The following is a 19,051-nucleotide window of genomic DNA, read 5'->3' as shown; positions in this document are numbered from 1 at the left end:
ACAGGCGCATTCACGGTCCGGCGTTCTTCATTTCCTCTATCCCGTGTGATTCACGTCGTTATCAATACCGCGCCATCGTCCTTGACACTGTGTCCGTACAATAAACGCGTGCTGCACTGCGACGTGGATGCTCCCCGCCACCGAGGACGGGGAACGGGAATCATGCACACGATGCGCGGCGGAGCGTCACCACCCCTTCACGATCTTGTAGGTGTTGCCGTCGCCGAAGAATCCCGAATTGTCGTCGATGAACCGCTTGGCCTCGTCGAGATCGACGTTCTCCAGCACGGTCTCCTCGAATCCGAACAGGCCTACCTTGACCACCTTGTAGTCTCCACCGAAGAGTCCCATGATTATTCCTTTCCTTATGGGGTTTACTGTGTTGTGTTGGTATGTGTTTGAAGATGTTCGTATGTATGTCGTTGATTGATGTGCTGGCCGTCGTCCGTCAGTGACCCATCTGAACGACGATGGCGAGCGTGGCGAACACGATGACGTAGTTGACCACCACCCACAGGGCGGTAAGGCCCTTGCCCAGGCTGAAGCCAACGCTGCCCGGCGCGGGATCGGGGAGTTTCCGCCCCCATGAGTCGCCGGTGAGGACCTTGTTCATGATCAGGAGTAGTCCGAGTCCACCTAGAAGGGCCCCGCCCGTGCCCAGCCCGAACGACATCACGAGAAACACGACGATGAGGATGGCGTTACCGATCAGTTGCTTGATATACATTGTTGTTCCTTCCAGAGTCCTTCTTTTTCCCGCTTGCGCAGCGGATGATCACAGCTGCCTGTTGAACGCGAACGGCTGACCCTGAAGGGCCATGGAGAACAGCTTCTCCGCGTCCTGCCTGCTGTTCGAAACGATCGTTGCGATAAATTCGGCGAGTTCCTGCGGAGTGACGGCGCTCCGGTTGAGATAGCAGTCGCCGTTCTTGGCGATAACGGCGCTGTTCAGCTTGTTGATCCAATCGAACTGGCAGTGGCGGATGAGCACGATCGTGTGGAATTCCGTCCATTCCTTGACCGTGTGACTGAAGAATCCACCGCTTTCCTCACGCTCCACGGGGAAGGGAATGACGGAGGCGGAGTCGATTCCCGGGGTCTTGCCGACCGTGAGCGTTTCAAGCGGCAGTCCCACCTTTTGTGCGGCGTCGTTGAATTCGGCGATGGCCTGCAGACAGAAGTCGATGCACTCCTGACGCTGCTTGCTCTCGTTCTCCTGCTTGTTGATGATGGCGTCTGTGTCAAGCACTCCCATTGTTTTCTCCTTGATTGCCGGTGTCGTCCGCCGTTTGTGCGGAACTGCCCGAAATATGTCGCAGATCGCCACGAATCGGATACGAAAATTCCCATCACGCTGATTGAATGCCAGACATATCGAGTCGCGATATTCGTCGGTGAAAAAGGAAAGGTGGAGAGAGCGGCAACAGTGAGACCCGGACGGGGTCGTGCAGTGTCCAAGGGCGTGTTTTGCAACTGAATGCACGGAGTAAATACGGGATCGCGTCCTTGTAACCGCTCGGACGTGGCTTGTGCTGAAAATGAGAAAGCCTCGAAACCGTTGGGATTGTTGGTTTCGAGACTTGTTCGCGGTGCCCCCCGTGGGATTCGAACCCACAACCCACGACTTAAAAGGACGCTGCTCTAACCGTTGAGCTAGAGGGGCAACATTTCTAAGATACACGGCATCGGTGGACAACGCAAACGGCGACCCGGTTCTCCCTTGATTCGTACAATGAACGAATGGAGATCAGCGCGCAGACTTGGGAATTCATTCGGAAGCATCGGAACGGAGACGTGCGGGATCTGGCGTTGCATGCGCATCGTGATGACGCGGTCGATCTGACGTTCGCACTCGATCAGATCGACGGATGGCAGCGGGCACGCACCAAACTGCCGGAGTGGGCGGCGCATGACGGGGTGATCTATCCACCGCATATCTCCATGGAACAGTGTTCGTCGCAGTCGACCGCGCGGTACAAGGCGGGCGTGGCGGCACGGCTCGTGGGAACAAGCGCCGGGTCGGAATCTGTCTCCGCCTCGATGAGTCACGACGGAAATGCGTCGACGATTGCGGAACCGGCCACGCCACCGACCGCGAACGCCACCAGCACGACTCAGACCGTCGACGGAGAAGCCGCTACCCCGCGCGGCACGCTTGTGGACCTGACCGGCGGGTTTGGCGTGGACTTTTCGTACATGGCGCGCGGATTCCGGCGCGGGGTCTATGTGGAACGACAGCCGCATCTGTGCGAGATCGCCGAGCACAACATGCACGCGCTGGGTCTGGATCATGTCACCGTCGTGAACGGAAATGCCGAGGAGTATCTGACGGAACTGCCCGATCGCGTGACGGGAGATACGGAGAACGGCCCGGCGGGCAATACGATGGGCAAGGCGGCAGATGGTCCGACGGGCGACATGGCAGATGGTTCGGTCAACGGTTCAACAAATGGTACCGTCAACGCCCCGTCCGGGCCCACGCTGATCTTCCTGGATCCGGCGCGACGCGACACGCATGGGGCGCGCACGTATGCGATCGCCAACTGCACGCCGGACGTTCTCGCGCTTAAGGACATGCTGCTCGCCAAGGCGGATTGGGTGATGGTCAAGCTCTCCCCCATGCTCGACTGGCGCAAGACCGTGGCCGATCTGGGCGACTGCGTACGCGAGGTGCACATCGTGTCCACCGGCAACGAATGCAAGGAACTGCTGGTCGTGATGAGCACGCGAACGTTGCGGGAGAGCGATGATAACGCCGACAACACGACCGCCGAACCGCATGACAATACGAGTAGCGACGGCAGTATTCGCATGGTTTGTGTGAACGATGACGACGTGCTTGACTATCGAATCGGCACCGACGGGAAGGTTCTCGAATCGACTGATACGACAGCCGACGGAGACACCGACGATGCCGAGAACACGATCAGCGACGCCGGGAACAACGCCGACGGGAACGCCGAGCCGGCGTATCTGTACGAACCGAACGCGTCGATCATGAAGGCGGGATGCTTCGATCTGCTCGAGCGACGATACGCACGGTATGGGCTACGGCAGATCGGGCCGAACAGTCATCTGTTCGTCTCTGGTTCGATGATCGAACGATTCCCCGGACGGGCGTTCGAGATCGACGCCGTCACCGGCATGGGCAAGAAGGAACTCAGGGCCGCGCTGGACGGGATCACGCAGGCGAACATCGCAGTGCGCAACTTCCCGATGCCGGTGGCGGCGCTGCGGAAGAAGCTCAAACTCAAGGACGGCGGCGACGCGTACATCTTCGCCACCACCACGGCGAAGGGACGGCACGTGCTGATGGTGACGCGGAAGACGCGGTAGGCGGCTCGCTGGGGCGGCGGAAGCAAGCACACGCCCTCCCTCAGTCACGCTTCGCGTGCCAGCTCCCTCCCTCGGAGGGAGCACATTGGCGTTGCAGGCGAGGTAGGCGTCTCACCGTTGCGGCGCGGGGGTGCGGGACCTCTCCGCGTCATGGTAAAACGGCAATCATCAAGCGAAAAGGAGCGAAAGAACAATGATCAACGAGGATTACAAGGCGATGCTGGGCGGCAAGTCCGTGATTCGCGAGCTGAGCGAATACGCGACCTCCCGCGGCGCCGAAATCGGCTACGAAAACGTGTTCGACTACAGTCTCGGCAACCCGAGCGTGCCCGCGCCGAAGAGCTTCACCAACGCGATGGTCGACCTGTACGAGCACGGCGACCCGGTGGCGATCCACGGCTACTCCCCCTCGCTGGGCATCCCCTCGGTGAAGGACGCGATCGCCGACTCGCTCAACCGTCGCTTCGGCATGAACTACACCGGCAACCACATCTTCCCCACCACGGGTGCGGCCGGCGCGCTCGCCCACGCCATGCGTGCGGTGACCAAGCCCGGTGACGAGATCATCACGTTCGCCCCGTACTTCCCCGAATACCAGCCGTACGTGAAGGGCACGGGCGCCAAGCTCACCATCGTGCCGGCCGACACGGAGAACTTCCAGATCAACTTCGAGGCGTTCGAGGCGGCGCTCAACCCGAACGTGCAGGCCGTGCTCATCAACACGCCGAACAACCCGTCTGGCGCCGTGTACTCGGCTGAGACGCTGCAGAAGCTGGCCACGATCCTCACCGCCAAGCAGACGGAATACGGCCACGACATCTTCCTGATCAGCGACGAGCCGTACCGTGAGATCGTGTTCGACGGCGGCACCCAGCCCTACCCGGCCAAGTTCTACGCGAACACACTCACCTGCTACTCGTGGTCCAAGTCGCTGAGCCTGCCGGGCGAGCGCATCGGCTACGTGGCGGTGAACCCGGCCGCCACCGACGCCGATTTGCTCGTGCCGATGATGGGTCAGATCTCGCGTGGCACCGGCCACAACTGCCCGCCGAGCTCGATCCAGCTGGGCGTGGCGAAGGTGCTCGACGAGACGAGCGACCTTGGTGTGTACGAGACGAACATGAACCTGCTGTACGACGCGCTGACCGGCATCGGCTTCGACGTGGTGCGCCCCGGCGGCACGTTCTACATCTTCCCGAAGGCGCTGGAGGACGACGCGACCGCGTTCTGTCTCAAGGCCAAGGAGTACGACCTGATTCTGGTGCCGTCGGAGAGCTTCGGCGTGCCCGGATACTTCCGTATGGCGTACTGCATCGACACGGAGAAGGTGAAGCGCTCGATCCCAGTGCTGGAGAAGTTCGCACACGAGGTGTACGGCCTGTAAGGCGTAGGCGTAACCGTGCGGCTCCCCTCGCTGAGGGGAGCTGTCGGCAGAGCCGACTGAGGGGAGCCGCCCGTCAAGGAACATGCCCATTATCGGGCTGCCGGGTCGTTCGCTGGGTGTGGGAGCCCTCCCTCTGTCACGACGTCGTCGTGACATCCCCCTCCCTGGGAGGGGGAACACTGCAACTAGTTGATGTTGCTGATGGTGCCGCCCCAGGTCTTCTGCAGGTTCTCGATGCCGGAGCGTTCGCCCACGAGAATCCACTGCTGGCCGGTGAGCATGGCGTACTGCGCGCTGCCGGCCTGATCCTGATATTGGGCCAGAATCTCGCTTGCCTTGGAAGCGATCGGCGCCTTGTAGATGCCCACCGACGAAGAATTGTCGAACACCGCATACACCACACGCGTGTCGGTGCACATCTGAATCGACGTGACACCCGGATACGAGCTGGCGTCCATGCCCTGCCATCCGCTCGTGCACGTGCCGAACGCGTTGTCCACGTCCTTCTGCATGGCAGTCGGCGTCGACGTGGGCGCGGCGTCGGCGACCTTCTCCTCCACCACACCTTCCGGGAACAGCGTGTTCGCGGCCCATCCGCAACCGGCGAGCATGAGGGCCAGCACCAGGGCAATGATGCCCCACGTGCTGGCGAGTCCGTGTCCCACGCCGGCCCGACGGGCGCGCAGTCGCGCCACGATCACCAGAATCAATGTGACCACGGCGAGCGCCACCGTAAGAATGATCAATGTGTTGACGGGAATGTTGGCGAGCGCTTCGGGCATGCGCGCGGGGGCGATGGCACGGGCCGCGGTGGCGCAGCCGGCAAGCACGGCGAGTATGCCTGCGAGGGCGCACAGCGGATTCCACGGTCCCAGCGAAACGTGCCCGTTGCGGTCGAGTCCGTTACGGTTGTTGCGTCCGCCGTTGCCGCCGCGATGACCTCCACGACGCGAATGCTTGCGATAGTCCCCTGCGTGGTACACCGTCATGTTCAGCCCCCTTCAATGCGGATCGGGTCGGCCGCCCGCGCTCGCGACCGCCGGCCGATACTTGTTCCCAGTGTAGTGCGGAGAGCAAACGCATGGGATAGTTCGGGGGAATGAGGTGTTCGCTTTATGGGGGACATGATGGGCGTACTACGGGGCTTGTGACTGTTCTTCCCTCCCTCAGTCCGGCTGCGCCGGCCAGCTCCCTCCCATGGAGGGAGCACGAAGATGTTGAGCGTGTACTCCCTCCGTGGGAGGGAGCTGGCCGACCTCGTGTCGGACTGAGGGAGGGGTCATACGCCAATCAAGACCCCACACTCAACAACGACCGCATAGCGCTACGGATGTCGTAGTGCTACGGTAAACGTAGTGGTTTGGAATTTGACGGGATGACCGACCGAACATGACGAGGGGTTGTTTATGAGGAATGTTCTCCGGCTGGTGAAACGCGATCTGCTGCGCCTGGCCAAAGTGCCGGCGGCGTGGGTGATCTGCGTGGGCCTGATCGTCATCCCATCACTGTACGCATGGGTCAACATCTACGGCTTCTGGGATCCATACGGCAACACCAGCAAGATTCAGGTGGCCGTCGCGAACGAGGACAAGGGCACGACGAACGATCTGCTCGGCAAACTCAATCTGGGCGATCAGATCGTCCAGGCCATGAAAAGCAACACCCAGCTCGGTTGGCATTACGTGAGCCGTGAACAGGCGCTGGACGAGGTGCGTTCGGGCAAGAGCTACGCGGCGTTCGTGATTCCCAAGGACTTCAGCAAGGATCTGGCCACGCTGCTGTCCGGCGATTTCCAGCAGCCGAAACTGCAGTACTACGTCAACGAGAAGGCGAACGCGGTGGCGCCCAAGATCACCGACGTCGGCTCCACCACGCTGGACACGACGATCAACAACACGTTCGTCTCAACGGCGAGTCAGGTGATCGTCTCGCAGCTCAACGGCAAACTCGACGACGCCTCCCAGAAGATCACGCAGGCGCAGACCGACGCGTCCGGCTCGCTCGACGGCACGGTGGACAAGCTCGACGCCGCACGCAATTCGATCAAGGATCTCCACGACACGGTGGACAAGGCGAAGGCCAAGGCGCAGAACGCCAAGTCCACGCTCGCCGACGTGAAGACGCAGACCGGACTGCTCACCGACGGGCTCAAGCAGACGTCGTCGCTGCTCACCAGCACCGGCGACTCGATCAACTCGTTCGCGGCGAACGCGTCGGGCACGCTCGACAAGGGGTCGTCGCTGATCTCGACCACGTCGTCGAAGGCGAACGTGTCGGTGGGCAAGGTGGCGGGAACCATCACCACGGCCAGCGGCACGGTGGCGGGCGCCATCGAAACCGGCAAGTCGATCACTGACCAGAACGCGCAGACGATCAGCTCGCTCGAATCGGTCATCAACACGCTGCCCGCCGACTCGCAGCTGCGTACACGGCTCAACGAGATCGTCAACGGCAAGACCGGCAATGCCGGACTCAAGCAGCGCAACCAGTCGCTCGCCCAGACGCTGAACAATCTGGACACGATCAACACCGACACCGTGAACACGGCCAACACCGTGGCCGGTGCGACCGACACGCTCGACACGACCGCGCAGAACACGCTGAACAACGTGAACGACTATCGCGGCACGCTGACCGGCACCACGATCCCGCAGATCAACTCCGGACTCACGCAGCTGGCCGGCGTGACCGGCAACCTCGCGGGAGGCATCACCAGCCAGTCGAATCTGCTCGACCAGACCAATACGATCCTCGACCAGCTGTCGTCCACGCTCGACGCCACCGGCAAGGCGCTCGACCAGACCGACGCCGGCATCAAGACGCTGCGCGACGACGTGGACACCGTGCGCACCGACGTGAACGCGCTCGTCGACTCCGACGCGTGGAGCAAGATCACGTCCGGCGGCAAACTCGACGCGGAGAAGATCTCCGACTTCATGTTCTCCCCCACCACGCTGAAGACCACCACGCTTTACCCGATCAACTCGTACGGTTCGGGCATGGCACCGCTGTTCACCGACCTGTCGCTGTGGGTGGGCGCGTTCGTGCTCATGGTGATCGTCAAGCTCGAAGTGGACGACGAGGGCATTCCCGGACTCACCGTACGCCAGGCGTACATGGGCCGCTGGCTGCTGCTGGCGATCCTGGCCGTATTGCAGGCGATCGTGTGCTGCGTGGGAGATCTGATCATCGGCGTGCAGGCGGCGAACGTGCCGGCGTTCATCGGCACCGGCGTGATCACGTCGCTCACGTATCTGAGCATCACGTATGCGCTGTCGGTCACGTTCCAGCACGTGGGCAAGGCGTTGTGCGTGGTGCTGGTGATCGTGCAGATCCCAGGCGCGTCCGGCCTGTACCCGATCGAGATGATGCCCGGATTCTTCCGTAGGCTCTACCCGTTCTTCCCGTTCACGTACAGCATCGACGCGATCCGCGAGACGATCGGCGGTTTCTACGACGGCCTGTACGCGAACGCGGTGGGTCATCTGATGCTGTTCGTGGCGGCGAGCTTCATCCTGGGCCTGGTGCTGCGCCCGTATCTGACGAACCTCAACAGACTGTTCGCCAAGGAGATCGAGGAAAGCGACATCATCATCGGCGAGCAGGCCGAAGTGCCGTTCCGCACGTACCGCTTCTCGCAGGCCATGCGCGCCATGGCCGATCACGCCGGTTATCGTACCGGCGTGCACCGTCGTGCGATGCGGTTCGCACACCATTATCCGCGTCTCAAGCTCGGCGGACTGATCGCCGGATTCGTGGTGCCGCTCGCGCTCACGCTGCTGTTCTCGCTCAACCCCGCGTTCGAGGACACCAGTCGCAAGGCCGTGATGCTGGGCGCATGGGTGGCGTGGGTGCTGATCATCATCGGTTTCCTGATCGCCATCGAATACATTCGCGACAACATCGAACGGCAGATGCGGCTCGGTGCGATGAGCGACGACGAGATCCGCGACCTGTTCTCCATGCGCAAGTATCTGAAGACGATCCCGCTGCCGTCGTTCGGTCTGCCGGTTCGTCCGGTGCGCACGGCGGCAGGCGGTGGCAGGCACGGCAGTGGTGCGACGTCCGGCACGGCATCCGGTACGGCGGCGGGCGATGGCACATCCGGCAACGGCACCCACACGAATTCGACGAACTAGGAATCAGGAGAAGGAGGCAATCATGAGGCAGATCTGGCAGCTGTTCATCGGCGACGTCAAGCGCATCACCAGCAACGTGGTGTCGATCATCATCGTGATCGGCCTGGTGGCGATCCCCTCACTGTTCACCTGGTTCAACGTGGTGGCCAGCTGGGATCCGTTCAGCAACACGAAGAACCTCAAGTTCGCCGTGGCCAGCGTGGACGACGGATACAAGAGCGATCTGGTGCCGCTGAAGGTCAACGTTGGCGATCAGGTGCTCAACGCGCTGCGCGCCAACGACCAGCTCGACTGGACGATCACCACCAAGGACGACGCCGTGGACGGCGTGAAGTCCGGCAAGTACTACGCGTCCGTGGTAATCCCCAAGTCGTTCAGCAAGGACATGATGACGTTCTTCGACTCCGACGTGAAGCACGCGAAGCTCACGTACTACACGAACGAGAAGAAGAACGCGCTCGCCCCGAAGGTGACCGGTCAGGGCGCCGACCAGGTGGCCGCGCAGATCAACAACATGTTCGCCAGCACGCTCAGCGACGTGGCGCTCAACATCGTCTCGTCGCTATCGGATTATCTTGACGACGCGGACGTGCAGAGCCGACTCGGCAACGTGAACGACCACATCGGCAAGCTCTCCGATCAGATGGCCGACGCGTCGACCATGCTCACCACATACTCGTCGCTCACCGATTCCGCGCAGTCGCTGATCAACAACTCGTCGACGCTGCTCACGCAGGCGTCAGGCGCGGCAAACGACGCCGAAGACGCGGTGGGAAGTACCAAGGCGGCCGGCGGCACGATCACCGACGCGCTGAAGGACTCCGCGTCGTCGCTGTCGAAGGCGCTGAAGAGCTCGGCGAACAGCTACGGGGCCGTGGCCGGCGGCGTGGATACCGTGTTCGATTCGGTGAATACGCAGGCCGCCGACAGCGCCAAATCATTGCGCGATGAGGCCACGAGCATAGACAAGCAGATCGCCGAATACCAGCTGATCGTCAAGGATCTGGGCCAGTTCCGCAGCGACATCGCCGCCACGCAGCCGAGCACGCAGATCGGGCAGGGCGTGATCGACACCGTCACCCGTCAGACCGACGCCGTGATCGGCCAGCTCAACAGTGCGATCACACTGCAGCAGGGGCTGCGCGACAAGCTCAACGACGCGGCCGGCAAGATCGAGTCCGGCAACAGCTCGGCGCAGCAGGAGCGCGACGAGATCAAGGCGCTCGCCACGCAGGCGAAGAACGACGTCGCTTCGCTGAAGACCGACTACGACACCAATCTCAAGCCGCAGATCGACTCGATCGCCGGCACCGTGGCCAACGCCGCGCAGACGTTGAGCGGCGGCGCGACCCAGCTGGAAAGCGCGGTGAAGGATCTGTCGGGGGCAAGCGGATCGGCGTCCAAGCAGCTGGGCAACATGCGCACCATGCTCACCGACGTGGCCAAGGATCTCACCGACGCATCGGACAAGCTGCGCACCGTGCACGACTCGCTCGGCAGCGCACTGTCCAGCGGCGACACCGAGATGATCAAGCAGGCGCTGGGAACCGACGCCGAACAGCTGGCCGACTACATCGCCGCGCCCGTGGGCGTCACGCGTCACGCGGTGTTCAAGGCGGAGAACTTCGGTTCGGCGCTCAGCCCGTTCTACACCACGCTGCCGCTGTGGGTGGGATCGCTGCTCATGGCGGTCACGCTGAAGACGGCGGTGTCGCGGCGGATCCGCGCAGGGCTGGCCCGCGGCGGAGTACGCGGCGGGGTCGTGCGGACCGGCAAGAATCCGGAATCCACAGGCCGGACGGACTCCGCGGCGGCCGCGAAAACCGGCAAGGGGAAGAAACCCAACCGGAAGGCCAAGACCGGCGAGGTGAAGCCGTACCAGATGTATCTGGGACGATTCGGCATCTTCGCGTTGATCTCGCTCATGCAGACCACCTGCCTGTTCCTCGGCAATCTGCTGTTCCTGCGCGTGCAGTGCGAGCATCCGTTCCTGTACATGCTCACCGGATGGCTGAGCGGACTCGTGTTCATCTTCATGATCTACACGCTCGTCGTGTCGTTCGGCAACGTGGGCAAGGCGATCGGCGTGCTGTTCCTGGTGTTGCAGATCTCCGGCTCGGGCGGCGCGTATCCGCTGGTCGTGATGCCGGATATCTTCACCACGATCAGCCCGTTCCTGCCCGCCACGCATACGATCAACGCCATCCGCGCGTCCATGTTCGGCATCTACGACAACGACTACTGGAGGGCGATCGGCGCGCTGCTGCTGTTCATCGTGCCGACGCTGCTGCTCGGACTGGTGCTGCGCAAGCCGCTCGTGAAGTTCAACACGTGGTACGTGGCGCAGGTGGAGAGCACCAAGCTGCTATAGGCGACGTCAGGTCGTTGGCGGCGCCAGGCCGTCGGCGGCGCCAGGTTGATAGTTCATCGAACGAATAAACGGAATCGGGAGTTGCGAGTGTGGATAAGGAGGACACGATGACATCGCAACGCGGAGAGAAGACGCGGAAGGAAACCGATCGCAAGATCATGCAGGCGACGCTCGAGATCGCCATGACCAAGGGCATCGGAGGCATCTCGATCGAGGAGATCGCGCGACGCAGCGGCGTGGCCAAGACCACGATCTACCGCCGTTACGAGAACACCTCCGACCTGCTCAGCAAGATGAGCACGCTGGAGGTGTCGTCGTCGCCCGAACTGGCCGATCTGGAGCCCACGCGCGACAATCTGGAACTCATGATGCGCAAGATGGTGGAGCGGTTCGTCAGCGGCATCGGCGTGAAGGCCGTGGGCATCATCCTCTCGTCGGAGGAGGCGTTCTTCCAGCCGCTCGTGAAGCAGGCGATCGCACCGGAGGAGCAGACGCTCGAATCGTTCTTCGACCGGGGCGTGCAGGCCGGACTGTTCCGGTCGGGCATTGACGCGAAGTTCCTGTTCGGCACGATTCTTGGGTCGATGATCGCATGCGAGGCGCTCGCCGGTGCGATCGATGACGGATGGCCGGCGCGTATGACGAATCTGCTCTGGCCCACGATCGTGGCGTAGGAGCGGGCGCGCGGGCGATCGGGGCTGCCACTCAGGCGATTCGGGGCACCAAATACCCGAATTCCGCTTTTTACAGCGCCAAATGGACGAAAATCGGCGTCAAAACGTCCATTTGACGCTGTAAAGAGCGGATGATCTCGCACTGTGAGACGGATTCAGCGTCCAATCTCACGATTCGTACGCGCTCGATGGTGATGCGCTATACAAGGGGGCGCCCAAGCAGGTCCTCCGAAGCCGCACCCCTTCGTGCTCCCTCCGAGGGAGGGAGCTGGCCGACGCAGTCGGACTGAGGGAGGGACCACACCCAGCCCTACGCGTTCAATACGCCGTCCATTCGCTCATACGCGGACCGGATCGACGCCTGAATGTTGTCATCCGGCGTAGAACCATTGTCGTCGTAGCCGTATGGGCTGTCGCCGGAATCGAAGCCGTGCGAGCCGTCCAGCATGGAATCGATCGAACCGAATATCGAGCCGATGAAGAACAGGACCGCCGCGATCAACGCAACCACGGCGACCACGATCACGGCGATGATGACGCCGGTGTGGCTCTTGGGCTGCTGCTGGGGATAGGGATTCGCGTACGGTGTTGGAGCCTGAACCGGAGGCTGGGCCGGGAACGGAGCCGGCGTGTACGGGTTACGGTTCTGCGGCGCGGTGTACGGCTGGGAGCCATACGGCTGCGGTGTGGCATACGGCTGACGGGGAGGCTGCTGCGGGGACTGCGGCGTATATGCATAGGGCGCGGCATTCGGCAACGGCGAGTAGGGAGAACGCGGAGATTGCGGCTGGGCGGACTGCTGCGCCGGTACATCGGGCTGGGCAGGAGCGGAAGTTTGGACGGGCTGAGGCTGAGCGGGCGCAGGCTGAGCCGCCGATGCCGGCTGGGTGGACGTCGACGAATACGGGTTGGCGGACTGCACAGACTGCGTGTAACCGGACTGGAACGGCTGCAACTGCTGACCCGCCTGGGGTTGGCCCGCGGGATTTGACAGGTTCTGCGTCGAGGCAGCCGGGGTATAGAACGAGCTTCCATAGGTCGTCTGCGGGTTCAGGGCAGACGGGGCCTGAGCCGGCGGTTGGACGGCCGGCGCGGCAGAGGCGACCGGCACACCAGAAACGGCCGAAGGAGTCGGAGAATACATGGGAACGGCGGAAGCCGGATTGTCGGGCATGATCAGATTGCCCTTGCGATCGTAGAATCCGGCCTGCTGTACGTCGTTCGGAGAGGATGGAGAGGGCGTGGGAGTCGGCTGAAACGCCGGGGACGGCGGCGTGGCCGGCTGTGCGGCCGGCTGAGCAGAGGGCTGAGCGGTGGGAGCATATCCCGGATAGGCACGCGAGTCCGAGCGCTGTAACGGTTCCGAAGCCGATGCCCCCTGCTGCGGATCGGAGGAATACGCCGGGAAATCCGCCACGGGAACGGCCGATGACGGAGAATCAGACTGAAGAGGCAACCCCTGAGTCGGCTGCGTCGAATGATCCGGCTGGTCCGACTGAACCGCCATGCCTGGGGCGGAGGAGGGCGACTCACCTGCACCATACCCATTTGCGCCGTATCCGCCCGTACCGGCCGCGTTGCCGGCATTGTTCGCATTGCTGAAATCCGCGCCATCGCCGGCGCTCGCGGACGCCGTGCCGTTCCCCCACTCCGCGCGCGGTGACGACAGTGCGTGATCGAACCAGTCCTCCTGGGCGAAGCGTTCATGCTCGCCCGACTCCGACGGGTCGCCACCGTTCACAGAGACATTCTCGTTCACGGCTGGCTGCGCGTCATTGCTCGCAGTACCGTCGCTCATAGCATCGGGCCGCGTTCCTACATCGTTCGGCTGTTCCCCCACGCCGGCGATCTGCGGCTCGTTCTCAGAATTCGTCATGATCCCAGCCTAGTCCCCGGCGGTGTCAATGGCGCCTTCCGCCAAGAAAGCACGTCCCATGATGTGCTTCTGTGCGTTTGTGATGGGTTGCGAGCGCTTTTGTTACCACGGATATCGAGGTGTTTGCTCGCGCCGGTGCACAAATCGAAGATACCCTAGGCCACAACCATGAAGAACGTTGCAATTCCAACGATTCTTCAGACACCGGATTTGGGTATCTTCGAGTTGTGAACCGTCATCCCGCAAGACCTCGCCAGAGCCTCAAATTCCACATCACATTCCCTCACAAGAGCGATCACAATCCGCACAACGGTTTCTTCCGTCGCCACGAATCATCGAAACCCCGTATCCGACCCCTACCGAACCGGATGGTTCACCAGATCGCGCTCGATCCACGCCATGACCAGCGCGGCGAGACGATCCACTTCCTCGTCGGTGAGTTCACGCCCCTGCGGAATGTGGTGCCATTTCTCGATGCACCCGCGGCAGCAGGTGGCGGTGGCATGCTGCGCGGTGAACACCGGATGACCCCGCCACGGCGTCTGCCTCCCGTCCTTGTAGGGATGCGCCGGGCCTACGCGCTTGGCCAGCATCTCATGCGCATGCCGGTCGATCACGGCCTTCCCCTTCGCCCGCGCATAGGCCCTATCCTTGTCGCTCAACACGAACTTCGCCCGGAACTTCGACGTGCCAAGCCGCGCCAACATATCCGCCGTCCACGCGGAATAGTTCGCGCGTTTGCGGCCGGCATTAGTCTCTTCCTCAGGCCGGAGTTCAGGCTGCTCGGAACCGCCGGCAGTATCCGCCGCACCACTCATATCCGTCATCACACCGCCTCCGCCTACAACAGTAGCCTTCACATGAGGCGGAGGCATGGGTGACGGTCACGCGCGGCAACGACAGTCTTCAGCTCCGTGCGGTGGATCACTCCTCCCCCGGACGGGCACCGGTGATGTGACGATACAGCTCGGGATCAATCGGCCGGTTCAGACGCAGTATGGACCGCACGACGTTGGTCTTCTCACCGTTCGTATCAAGCTTCTCCATGGTCCGGGCATTCTCCACCGCGGAGACGTGTCCCACGTAGTAGTACTTGCGGAACGGCTTCGTGCGGATATCGTCGGCCTCTTCGCGGCGCATGATGAACAGCGGAACGAAGTGGGAACGATCCCAATCATCGCCGTCATGGCCATCACTCCGTTCCGCATTCGGCACAGCGCCCCGCCCGGAAAGCAGCCACCTGAACTCCGGAGAGTCCAGCGAGCGCCGGTTCTTGCTATACCACAGCATCTCCTGCGGATTGCGGAATTCATCCTCGTACTGGCTGGCCGCATACTTCACGAAGATGGGCATGGTGTTGGTCTGCGCATCAAGCAGATATCCACCGACCATCTGTCCGTTGCGCTCCCGCTGCCAGCCGAGCATGCGCATGATCTCCGCAAGCGAGTATTTCTCCTGATACAGGAAGCCATGATCCGATCGCCGTCCGATTTCATGGGCGCGCGTATACCGATCCGCACAGTTCCACAGCCCCACCTGCAACGTGTCCGCGAAGAACATGCGGAACGTACGGTTTTCGCGCAGCATGCGCGCAAAGGCATCCGACAGACGGTACCGGTCGTTTCCGTCGCGCTCGATCAGCGGAGTGGCACCGAATCGTTTGGCGCTCGCGTCGAAGTAGGAGAGGTCAAGCACGTGAAGCGCCGACTCCGTTTGCTCCGGAGCCATATAGGCGTCGGAGAATCGCGCGGCGATCAGCCGTTCGAGTTCGTCACGCGTCATGCCATCCGCAGGAGCCCACGACGAGGAGGCCGGTTCGTCGCCGATGCGCTCATCCGTGAATCGGCACAGCGCATCGAGGATCACCAGTTCGTGCGGCCTCGCTCCGGGGAGCAGCACGGCCGTCGCCATCTTCAGAATGCCGTTTTCGACATCGGATACCGGATCAAGACGCTCATAGAAGTCAAGCTTCTCGGAATCCCTGTGCCCGATGTGGCGGCGCCGCTCCAGCGCGCTCACGAAGGATAGGTAGTGGCGCTCCTTGCTGACGAGTGCGATCACCGGCGGCAGCGACGGATCATGCGCATACATGTCCGCAAGCATCGGGATACGCCCGAGCGCATACCGTACCTGCAGATACTGGTCCGCCATCTTCTTCATTTCGGTCCAGTTGGCCGTATCCAGGGACTTGAGTATGCGTTCTTCGGAAATGCGGTCGAAGCTGATCGTCGACAGGCCGATCGATGTGCGCTGCAGATTCCTGCGTGCGGTGTCGCGATCGCCCGTGTTGCCGTACAGCGCCACCGGAATCAGATAGTTGTTCGCGTAGTTGCCGATGAAGTCGATGATGACCACGGAATCCTTGTGCGGGAACTTGCGCAGGCCACGGCCCAGCTGCTGGGTGAACACGATGCTGGATTCGGTGTTGCGCAGCATGATAATCTGGTTCAGCGCGGGAATATCGACACCCTCGTTGAAGATGTCGACGGTGAACAGGTAGTCCAGTTCGCCGTTTTCCAACTGCTTGATCAGCGGCTCGCGGTCCTTCGGATTCGGATACCTGCTGCTAGTCACGGCCGCCGTGCGATATGGCCGTTCCATCTGCTGGTTAATTTGCTGATTGAACATATCGGACAGCCGCTCGGCCTCCTCGTTGCGGCTGCAGAACACCAAGCCCGTGACCGGCTGATCGTACCGACCGTATTTCTCGATCATGTCGATGATGTAGCGCACGCGATCCGCGGAGGTCAGCTGCCGGATTCTCGCGGCGTCCGGGTTCTCCTGATCATCATCACCATCGTCATCGCCATTATCATCGTGGTCAAAGGCGAGATTCTTGATCTCGTAGGACAGCTGGCCGGCATCGTCGCCCGTCTTGCCGCCATGCGCGACGTCGATGGAGGTGCCGTCCTCGCCGAGATATTCGGCCACACCGTAATATTCGAACGGGCAGAGCATGTCCTCATCCAGCGCGCGCTGCAGACGAATGTCGCCGGCGACCTGATAGTTGAACATTTCGAAGATGTTGATGCCGTCCATGCGTTCCGGGGTGGCGGTCATGCCAAGGATGAATTTGGCACCCGAGAAGTGGTCCATGACCCGCTGATACGTGGCCGCGCCGGCGTGGTGCACCTCGTCCATCAGAATGTAGTCGAATTCGTCGGGCGCAAACTGGGCGAGCACATCGGGTTGGCTCAGCGTCTGGATGGTGGAGAACACGTACTTGCGGTCCTGCTGCTTGGTGTTGCCCGTGAACAGGCCGAGCTCCTCGTCCGGGCATCCCAACACCCGCTGGAACGATTCCCGGGACTTGACAAGAATCTGCTGCTGTTGGGCGATGTACAGCATGCGCTTCGGTTTGAACCGGCGGACGTCGAACGCGGCCAGATAGGTCTTGCCCGTACCAGTGGCGGAGATGACGATCGCGCGAGGCTCCCCCTTGGCGCGGATCTCCTGCAGTCTCTCCAGAACCTCGGATTGCATGGCGTTCGGTTGGATGTCCTGCGATGCCACCTGCTTGAGGATCTCCCTGCGCTTCGGCGAGTACTTGTTGAAATCCTCTTCGTATTGTTTGAGCCACTCGTCGGTCAACGGCTCGGACTCGCTGACCTGTAGGGCGATCTCCTCGCGGACCTGACGGACGAGATCGCCCTTCGGCAGCGAGGAGACCTTGAGATTCCACTCTCGTTGCGCTCCGGAAAGCGCGTCGCCGGTGAGATTCGAGCTGCCGATATACAGGTTCACATACGCCGCATCGTCTTTAGTTTGATGAGTGAATATATATCCTTTGGGATGGAATTTCGCTCCCTTCCCTGTGATTTCATTGGAGTCCAACCAGACCCGAACATCCACGCCGGTAAGCTCCTGAACATGTTGAAGCTCCTTAAAAGCGCCCGGATCGTTGAAATAACCCTTCGTCGAGGTGATGATATGGCCCGAAACCGGAGCATGCGAATCACGCCGGAGTAGACTTTCCCTCAAGAAATTCCGAACCGACTCCGGGGTCACGAACGCGACCGACATGTCGAAATCCGTGCAATGCTCAAGTTCCCCACCGAGCTCGTTCCTCATGGTCGTCCCCGCACGGTTGACGATCAGCTTCGGCGCGTACGTTCCCGGCACGTCATCGTCCGACTCGATCAGGCCCGAGTCCACATCCGTCCTGACCAGCGCGGCCAACGTCGCGTCGGCCGCGGACTCCGTTCTACGACGCTCGGCCTCATCGCTGGAATCACGATCATCAATGATCGTCTGCGTCGCATCGTTCTGCGTCTCGTCATTCTGTTGCGCATTGTCAGCGTGCTGCATGCCACTCCTTCGTCACACGTATCCGAACAATCGTCAACCGACGTAACCAGGCTAACGCTATTACCGCCGTTCGAAGCACATCGCGGAGATCATCGACACGGCTTTGTGATCCGCGGGCGCCCAGTCGAGCGTGGGCATGTCGGCGGGGTCAAGCCAGCGGAACTCCTGATGTTCGGTGCGGCGCGGCTCGCCGGACAGCAGATGGCAGATGAACACGGTGAGCGTGACGGTGCCGAAGTCGTAGTCGTAGGAGTCGGTGCACACCTCGTCGCCGATCTCCACCTCGCACAGCAGCTCCTCCTCGATCTCGCGGTGCAGGGCCTCGCGCGGGGTCTCGTGCGGTTCGATCTTGCCGCCGGGGAACTCCCACTTGCCGCTCAGCTGCTTGCCGCCGCCGCGCTGTGCGCACATCACCTTGCCGTCGCGCACGATCGCCGCTCCCACCACACGGATCTGCTTGCGCGGCTTGGGCTCGGCGGACGTCTCCTTCCGGTTCTCCCCCATCGATTCGGTTACCGGCTGAACGCTGTTTTCGCTCATGAGCTCCTCGGTCCATCGTCCTTGTGTCAACACGTCCAGGATACCGGCTCCCGGCGCGGCCATGCAGGATGTTGGATCTCCAACGCAATGGCACGGCACGAAGACGTCGCCGACACGGTTCACATCTTCAAACTCGTCGAGTGTGCCGGCATCAGAGCTCCAAGACGACACGAATCAGCGTCAGATGTTCGGTTTTCGGGATCGTGGGAAACGGTAAGAAGCCCGGAGGGAAAATCAAAATCGCACAACTGCAAAGTAGCGGAAATCGACCGTTGAAATTCCAAGGGCCTTAATCGGCTACTTTGCAGTTGTGCGATTCCAGTCGCAGTGAATCGCGAGCCGACCACGCCATTACGCACAAATACCGTCAGAACCAAACAGGAACGCTCCAATAGTGCACAAGGTCTGTGGAGAACGCTCATG

The 19,051-nt window shown here is 61.7% G+C and carries 13 protein-coding genes and 1 tRNA gene; 5 read left to right on the top strand and 9 right to left on the bottom strand.

Annotated features, from left to right (window positions below; genetic code table 11):
• Positions 1–186: 186 nt before the first annotated feature.
• The 4 genes from D2E23_RS11600 to D2E23_RS05760 all read right to left on the bottom strand — a co-directional run bounded on the left by D2E23_RS11600 (position 187) and on the right by D2E23_RS05760 (position 1,663).
• Entirely contained in the window at positions 187–351 is a 165-nt protein-coding gene (locus D2E23_RS11600; protein ID WP_164520706.1) for a hypothetical protein, read from the bottom strand.
• 97 nt (positions 352–448) lie between these two features.
• The gene (locus D2E23_RS05770; RefSeq protein ID WP_126030037.1) at positions 449–727 is read right to left on the bottom strand and encodes a hypothetical protein; all 279 of its coding nucleotides are present in this window, start codon (positions 725–727) and stop codon (positions 449–451) included.
• 48 nt (positions 728–775) lie between these two features.
• Complete coding sequence (locus D2E23_RS05765; protein ID WP_126030036.1) at positions 776–1,255, bottom strand: hypothetical protein; 480 nt, start codon at positions 1,253–1,255, stop codon at positions 776–778.
• A 335-nt stretch (positions 1,256–1,590) separates the two neighbouring features.
• Positions 1,591–1,663 (bottom strand) — tRNA-Lys (locus D2E23_RS05760).
• A 77-nt stretch (positions 1,664–1,740) separates the two neighbouring features.
• On the opposite strand from D2E23_RS05760, the gene D2E23_RS11595 reads away from it, so the two are divergent.
• Together D2E23_RS11595 and D2E23_RS05745 are read left to right on the top strand one after the other, a co-directional pair.
• The gene (locus tag D2E23_RS11595; protein WP_241227234.1) at positions 1,741–3,336 is read left to right on the top strand and encodes a THUMP-like domain-containing protein; all 1,596 of its coding nucleotides are present in this window, start codon (positions 1,741–1,743) and stop codon (positions 3,334–3,336) included.
• A 193-nt stretch (positions 3,337–3,529) separates the two neighbouring features.
• Positions 3,530–4,720, top strand: coding sequence for a pyridoxal phosphate-dependent aminotransferase (locus D2E23_RS05745; RefSeq protein ID WP_126030035.1), 1,191 nt, complete (start codon positions 3,530–3,532; stop codon positions 4,718–4,720).
• Positions 4,721–4,905: 185 nt separating this feature from the next.
• On the opposite strand, the gene D2E23_RS05740 is transcribed toward D2E23_RS05745, so the two are convergent.
• Positions 4,906–5,709, bottom strand: a complete 804-nt coding sequence (locus D2E23_RS05740; protein ID WP_126030034.1) for a hypothetical protein — start codon at positions 5,707–5,709, stop codon at positions 4,906–4,908.
• A 417-nt stretch (positions 5,710–6,126) separates the two neighbouring features.
• On the opposite strand from D2E23_RS05740, the gene D2E23_RS05735 reads away from it, so the two are divergent.
• From D2E23_RS05735 to D2E23_RS05725, 3 genes are all read left to right on the top strand, one after another.
• A complete protein-coding gene (locus tag D2E23_RS05735; RefSeq protein WP_126030033.1) occupies positions 6,127–8,859 on the top strand; it encodes a YhgE/Pip domain-containing protein in 2,733 nt (910 codons plus the stop codon).
• A gap of 22 nt (positions 8,860–8,881) precedes the next feature.
• Positions 8,882–11,230 carry a YhgE/Pip domain-containing protein gene (locus tag D2E23_RS05730; protein WP_126030032.1) on the top strand — a complete coding sequence of 783 codons (2,349 nt, stop codon included), beginning with the start codon at positions 8,882–8,884 and terminating at the stop codon, positions 11,228–11,230.
• Positions 11,231–11,337: 107 nt separating this feature from the next.
• Positions 11,338–11,904, top strand: coding sequence for a TetR/AcrR family transcriptional regulator (locus D2E23_RS05725; protein WP_126030031.1), 567 nt, complete (start codon positions 11,338–11,340; stop codon positions 11,902–11,904).
• Positions 11,905–12,214: 310 nt separating this feature from the next.
• On the opposite strand, the gene D2E23_RS05720 is transcribed toward D2E23_RS05725, so the two are convergent.
• From D2E23_RS05720 to D2E23_RS05705, 4 genes are all read right to left on the bottom strand, one after another.
• Positions 12,215–13,780, bottom strand: coding sequence for a hypothetical protein (locus D2E23_RS05720; RefSeq protein ID WP_126030030.1), 1,566 nt, complete (start codon positions 13,778–13,780; stop codon positions 12,215–12,217).
• A gap of 356 nt (positions 13,781–14,136) precedes the next feature.
• On the bottom strand, positions 14,137–14,487 hold the full coding sequence (locus D2E23_RS05715) for a DUF4186 domain-containing protein (protein ID WP_164520717.1): 351 nt from the start codon (positions 14,485–14,487) through the stop codon (positions 14,137–14,139).
• 217 nt (positions 14,488–14,704) lie between these two features.
• Complete coding sequence (locus tag D2E23_RS05710) at positions 14,705–18,088, bottom strand: DUF3427 domain-containing protein (RefSeq protein WP_164520705.1); 3,384 nt, start codon at positions 18,086–18,088, stop codon at positions 14,705–14,707.
• A 60-nt stretch (positions 18,089–18,148) separates the two neighbouring features.
• Positions 18,149–18,592 (bottom strand): (deoxy)nucleoside triphosphate pyrophosphohydrolase, encoded by a 444-nt coding sequence (locus D2E23_RS05705; RefSeq protein WP_126030139.1) that lies wholly within the window; start codon positions 18,590–18,592, stop codon positions 18,149–18,151.
• Between the last annotated feature and the right edge of the window lie 459 nt (positions 18,593–19,051).

The sequence above is a fragment of the Bifidobacterium callimiconis genome, assembly GCF_003952005.1.
GTDB classification, from domain to species: Bacteria; Actinomycetota; Actinomycetes; order Actinomycetales; family Bifidobacteriaceae; genus Galliscardovia; species Galliscardovia callimiconis.
The sequence above is the reverse complement of the archived record's forward strand: the minus strand, read 5'-3'. Positions and strand labels throughout refer to the sequence as shown.

Coding starts and splice junctions, on each gene's coding strand:
- D2E23_RS11600 (WP_164520706.1), bottom strand. CDS start 351: ATGGGACTCTTCGGTGGAGACTACAAGGTGGTCAAGGTAGGCCTGTTC.
- D2E23_RS05770 (WP_126030037.1), bottom strand. CDS start 727: ATGTATATCAAGCAACTGATCGGTAACGCCATCCTCATCGTCGTGTTT.
- D2E23_RS05765 (WP_126030036.1), bottom strand. CDS start 1,255: ATGGGAGTGCTTGACACAGACGCCATCATCAACAAGCAGGAGAACGAG.
- D2E23_RS11595 (WP_241227234.1), top strand. CDS start 1,741: ATGGAGATCAGCGCGCAGACTTGGGAATTCATTCGGAAGCATCGGAAC.
- D2E23_RS05745 (WP_126030035.1), top strand. CDS start 3,530: ATGATCAACGAGGATTACAAGGCGATGCTGGGCGGCAAGTCCGTGATT.
- D2E23_RS05740 (WP_126030034.1), bottom strand. CDS start 5,709: ATGACGGTGTACCACGCAGGGGACTATCGCAAGCATTCGCGTCGTGGA.
- D2E23_RS05735 (WP_126030033.1), top strand. CDS start 6,127: ATGAGGAATGTTCTCCGGCTGGTGAAACGCGATCTGCTGCGCCTGGCC.
- D2E23_RS05730 (WP_126030032.1), top strand. CDS start 8,882: ATGAGGCAGATCTGGCAGCTGTTCATCGGCGACGTCAAGCGCATCACC.
- D2E23_RS05725 (WP_126030031.1), top strand. CDS start 11,338: ATGACATCGCAACGCGGAGAGAAGACGCGGAAGGAAACCGATCGCAAG.
- D2E23_RS05720 (WP_126030030.1), bottom strand. CDS start 13,780: ATGACGAATTCTGAGAACGAGCCGCAGATCGCCGGCGTGGGGGAACAG.
- D2E23_RS05715 (WP_164520717.1), bottom strand. CDS start 14,487: ATGTTGGCGCGGCTTGGCACGTCGAAGTTCCGGGCGAAGTTCGTGTTG.
- D2E23_RS05710 (WP_164520705.1), bottom strand. CDS start 18,088: ATGCAGCACGCTGACAATGCGCAACAGAATGACGAGACGCAGAACGAT.
- D2E23_RS05705 (WP_126030139.1), bottom strand. CDS start 18,592: ATGGGGGAGAACCGGAAGGAGACGTCCGCCGAGCCCAAGCCGCGCAAG.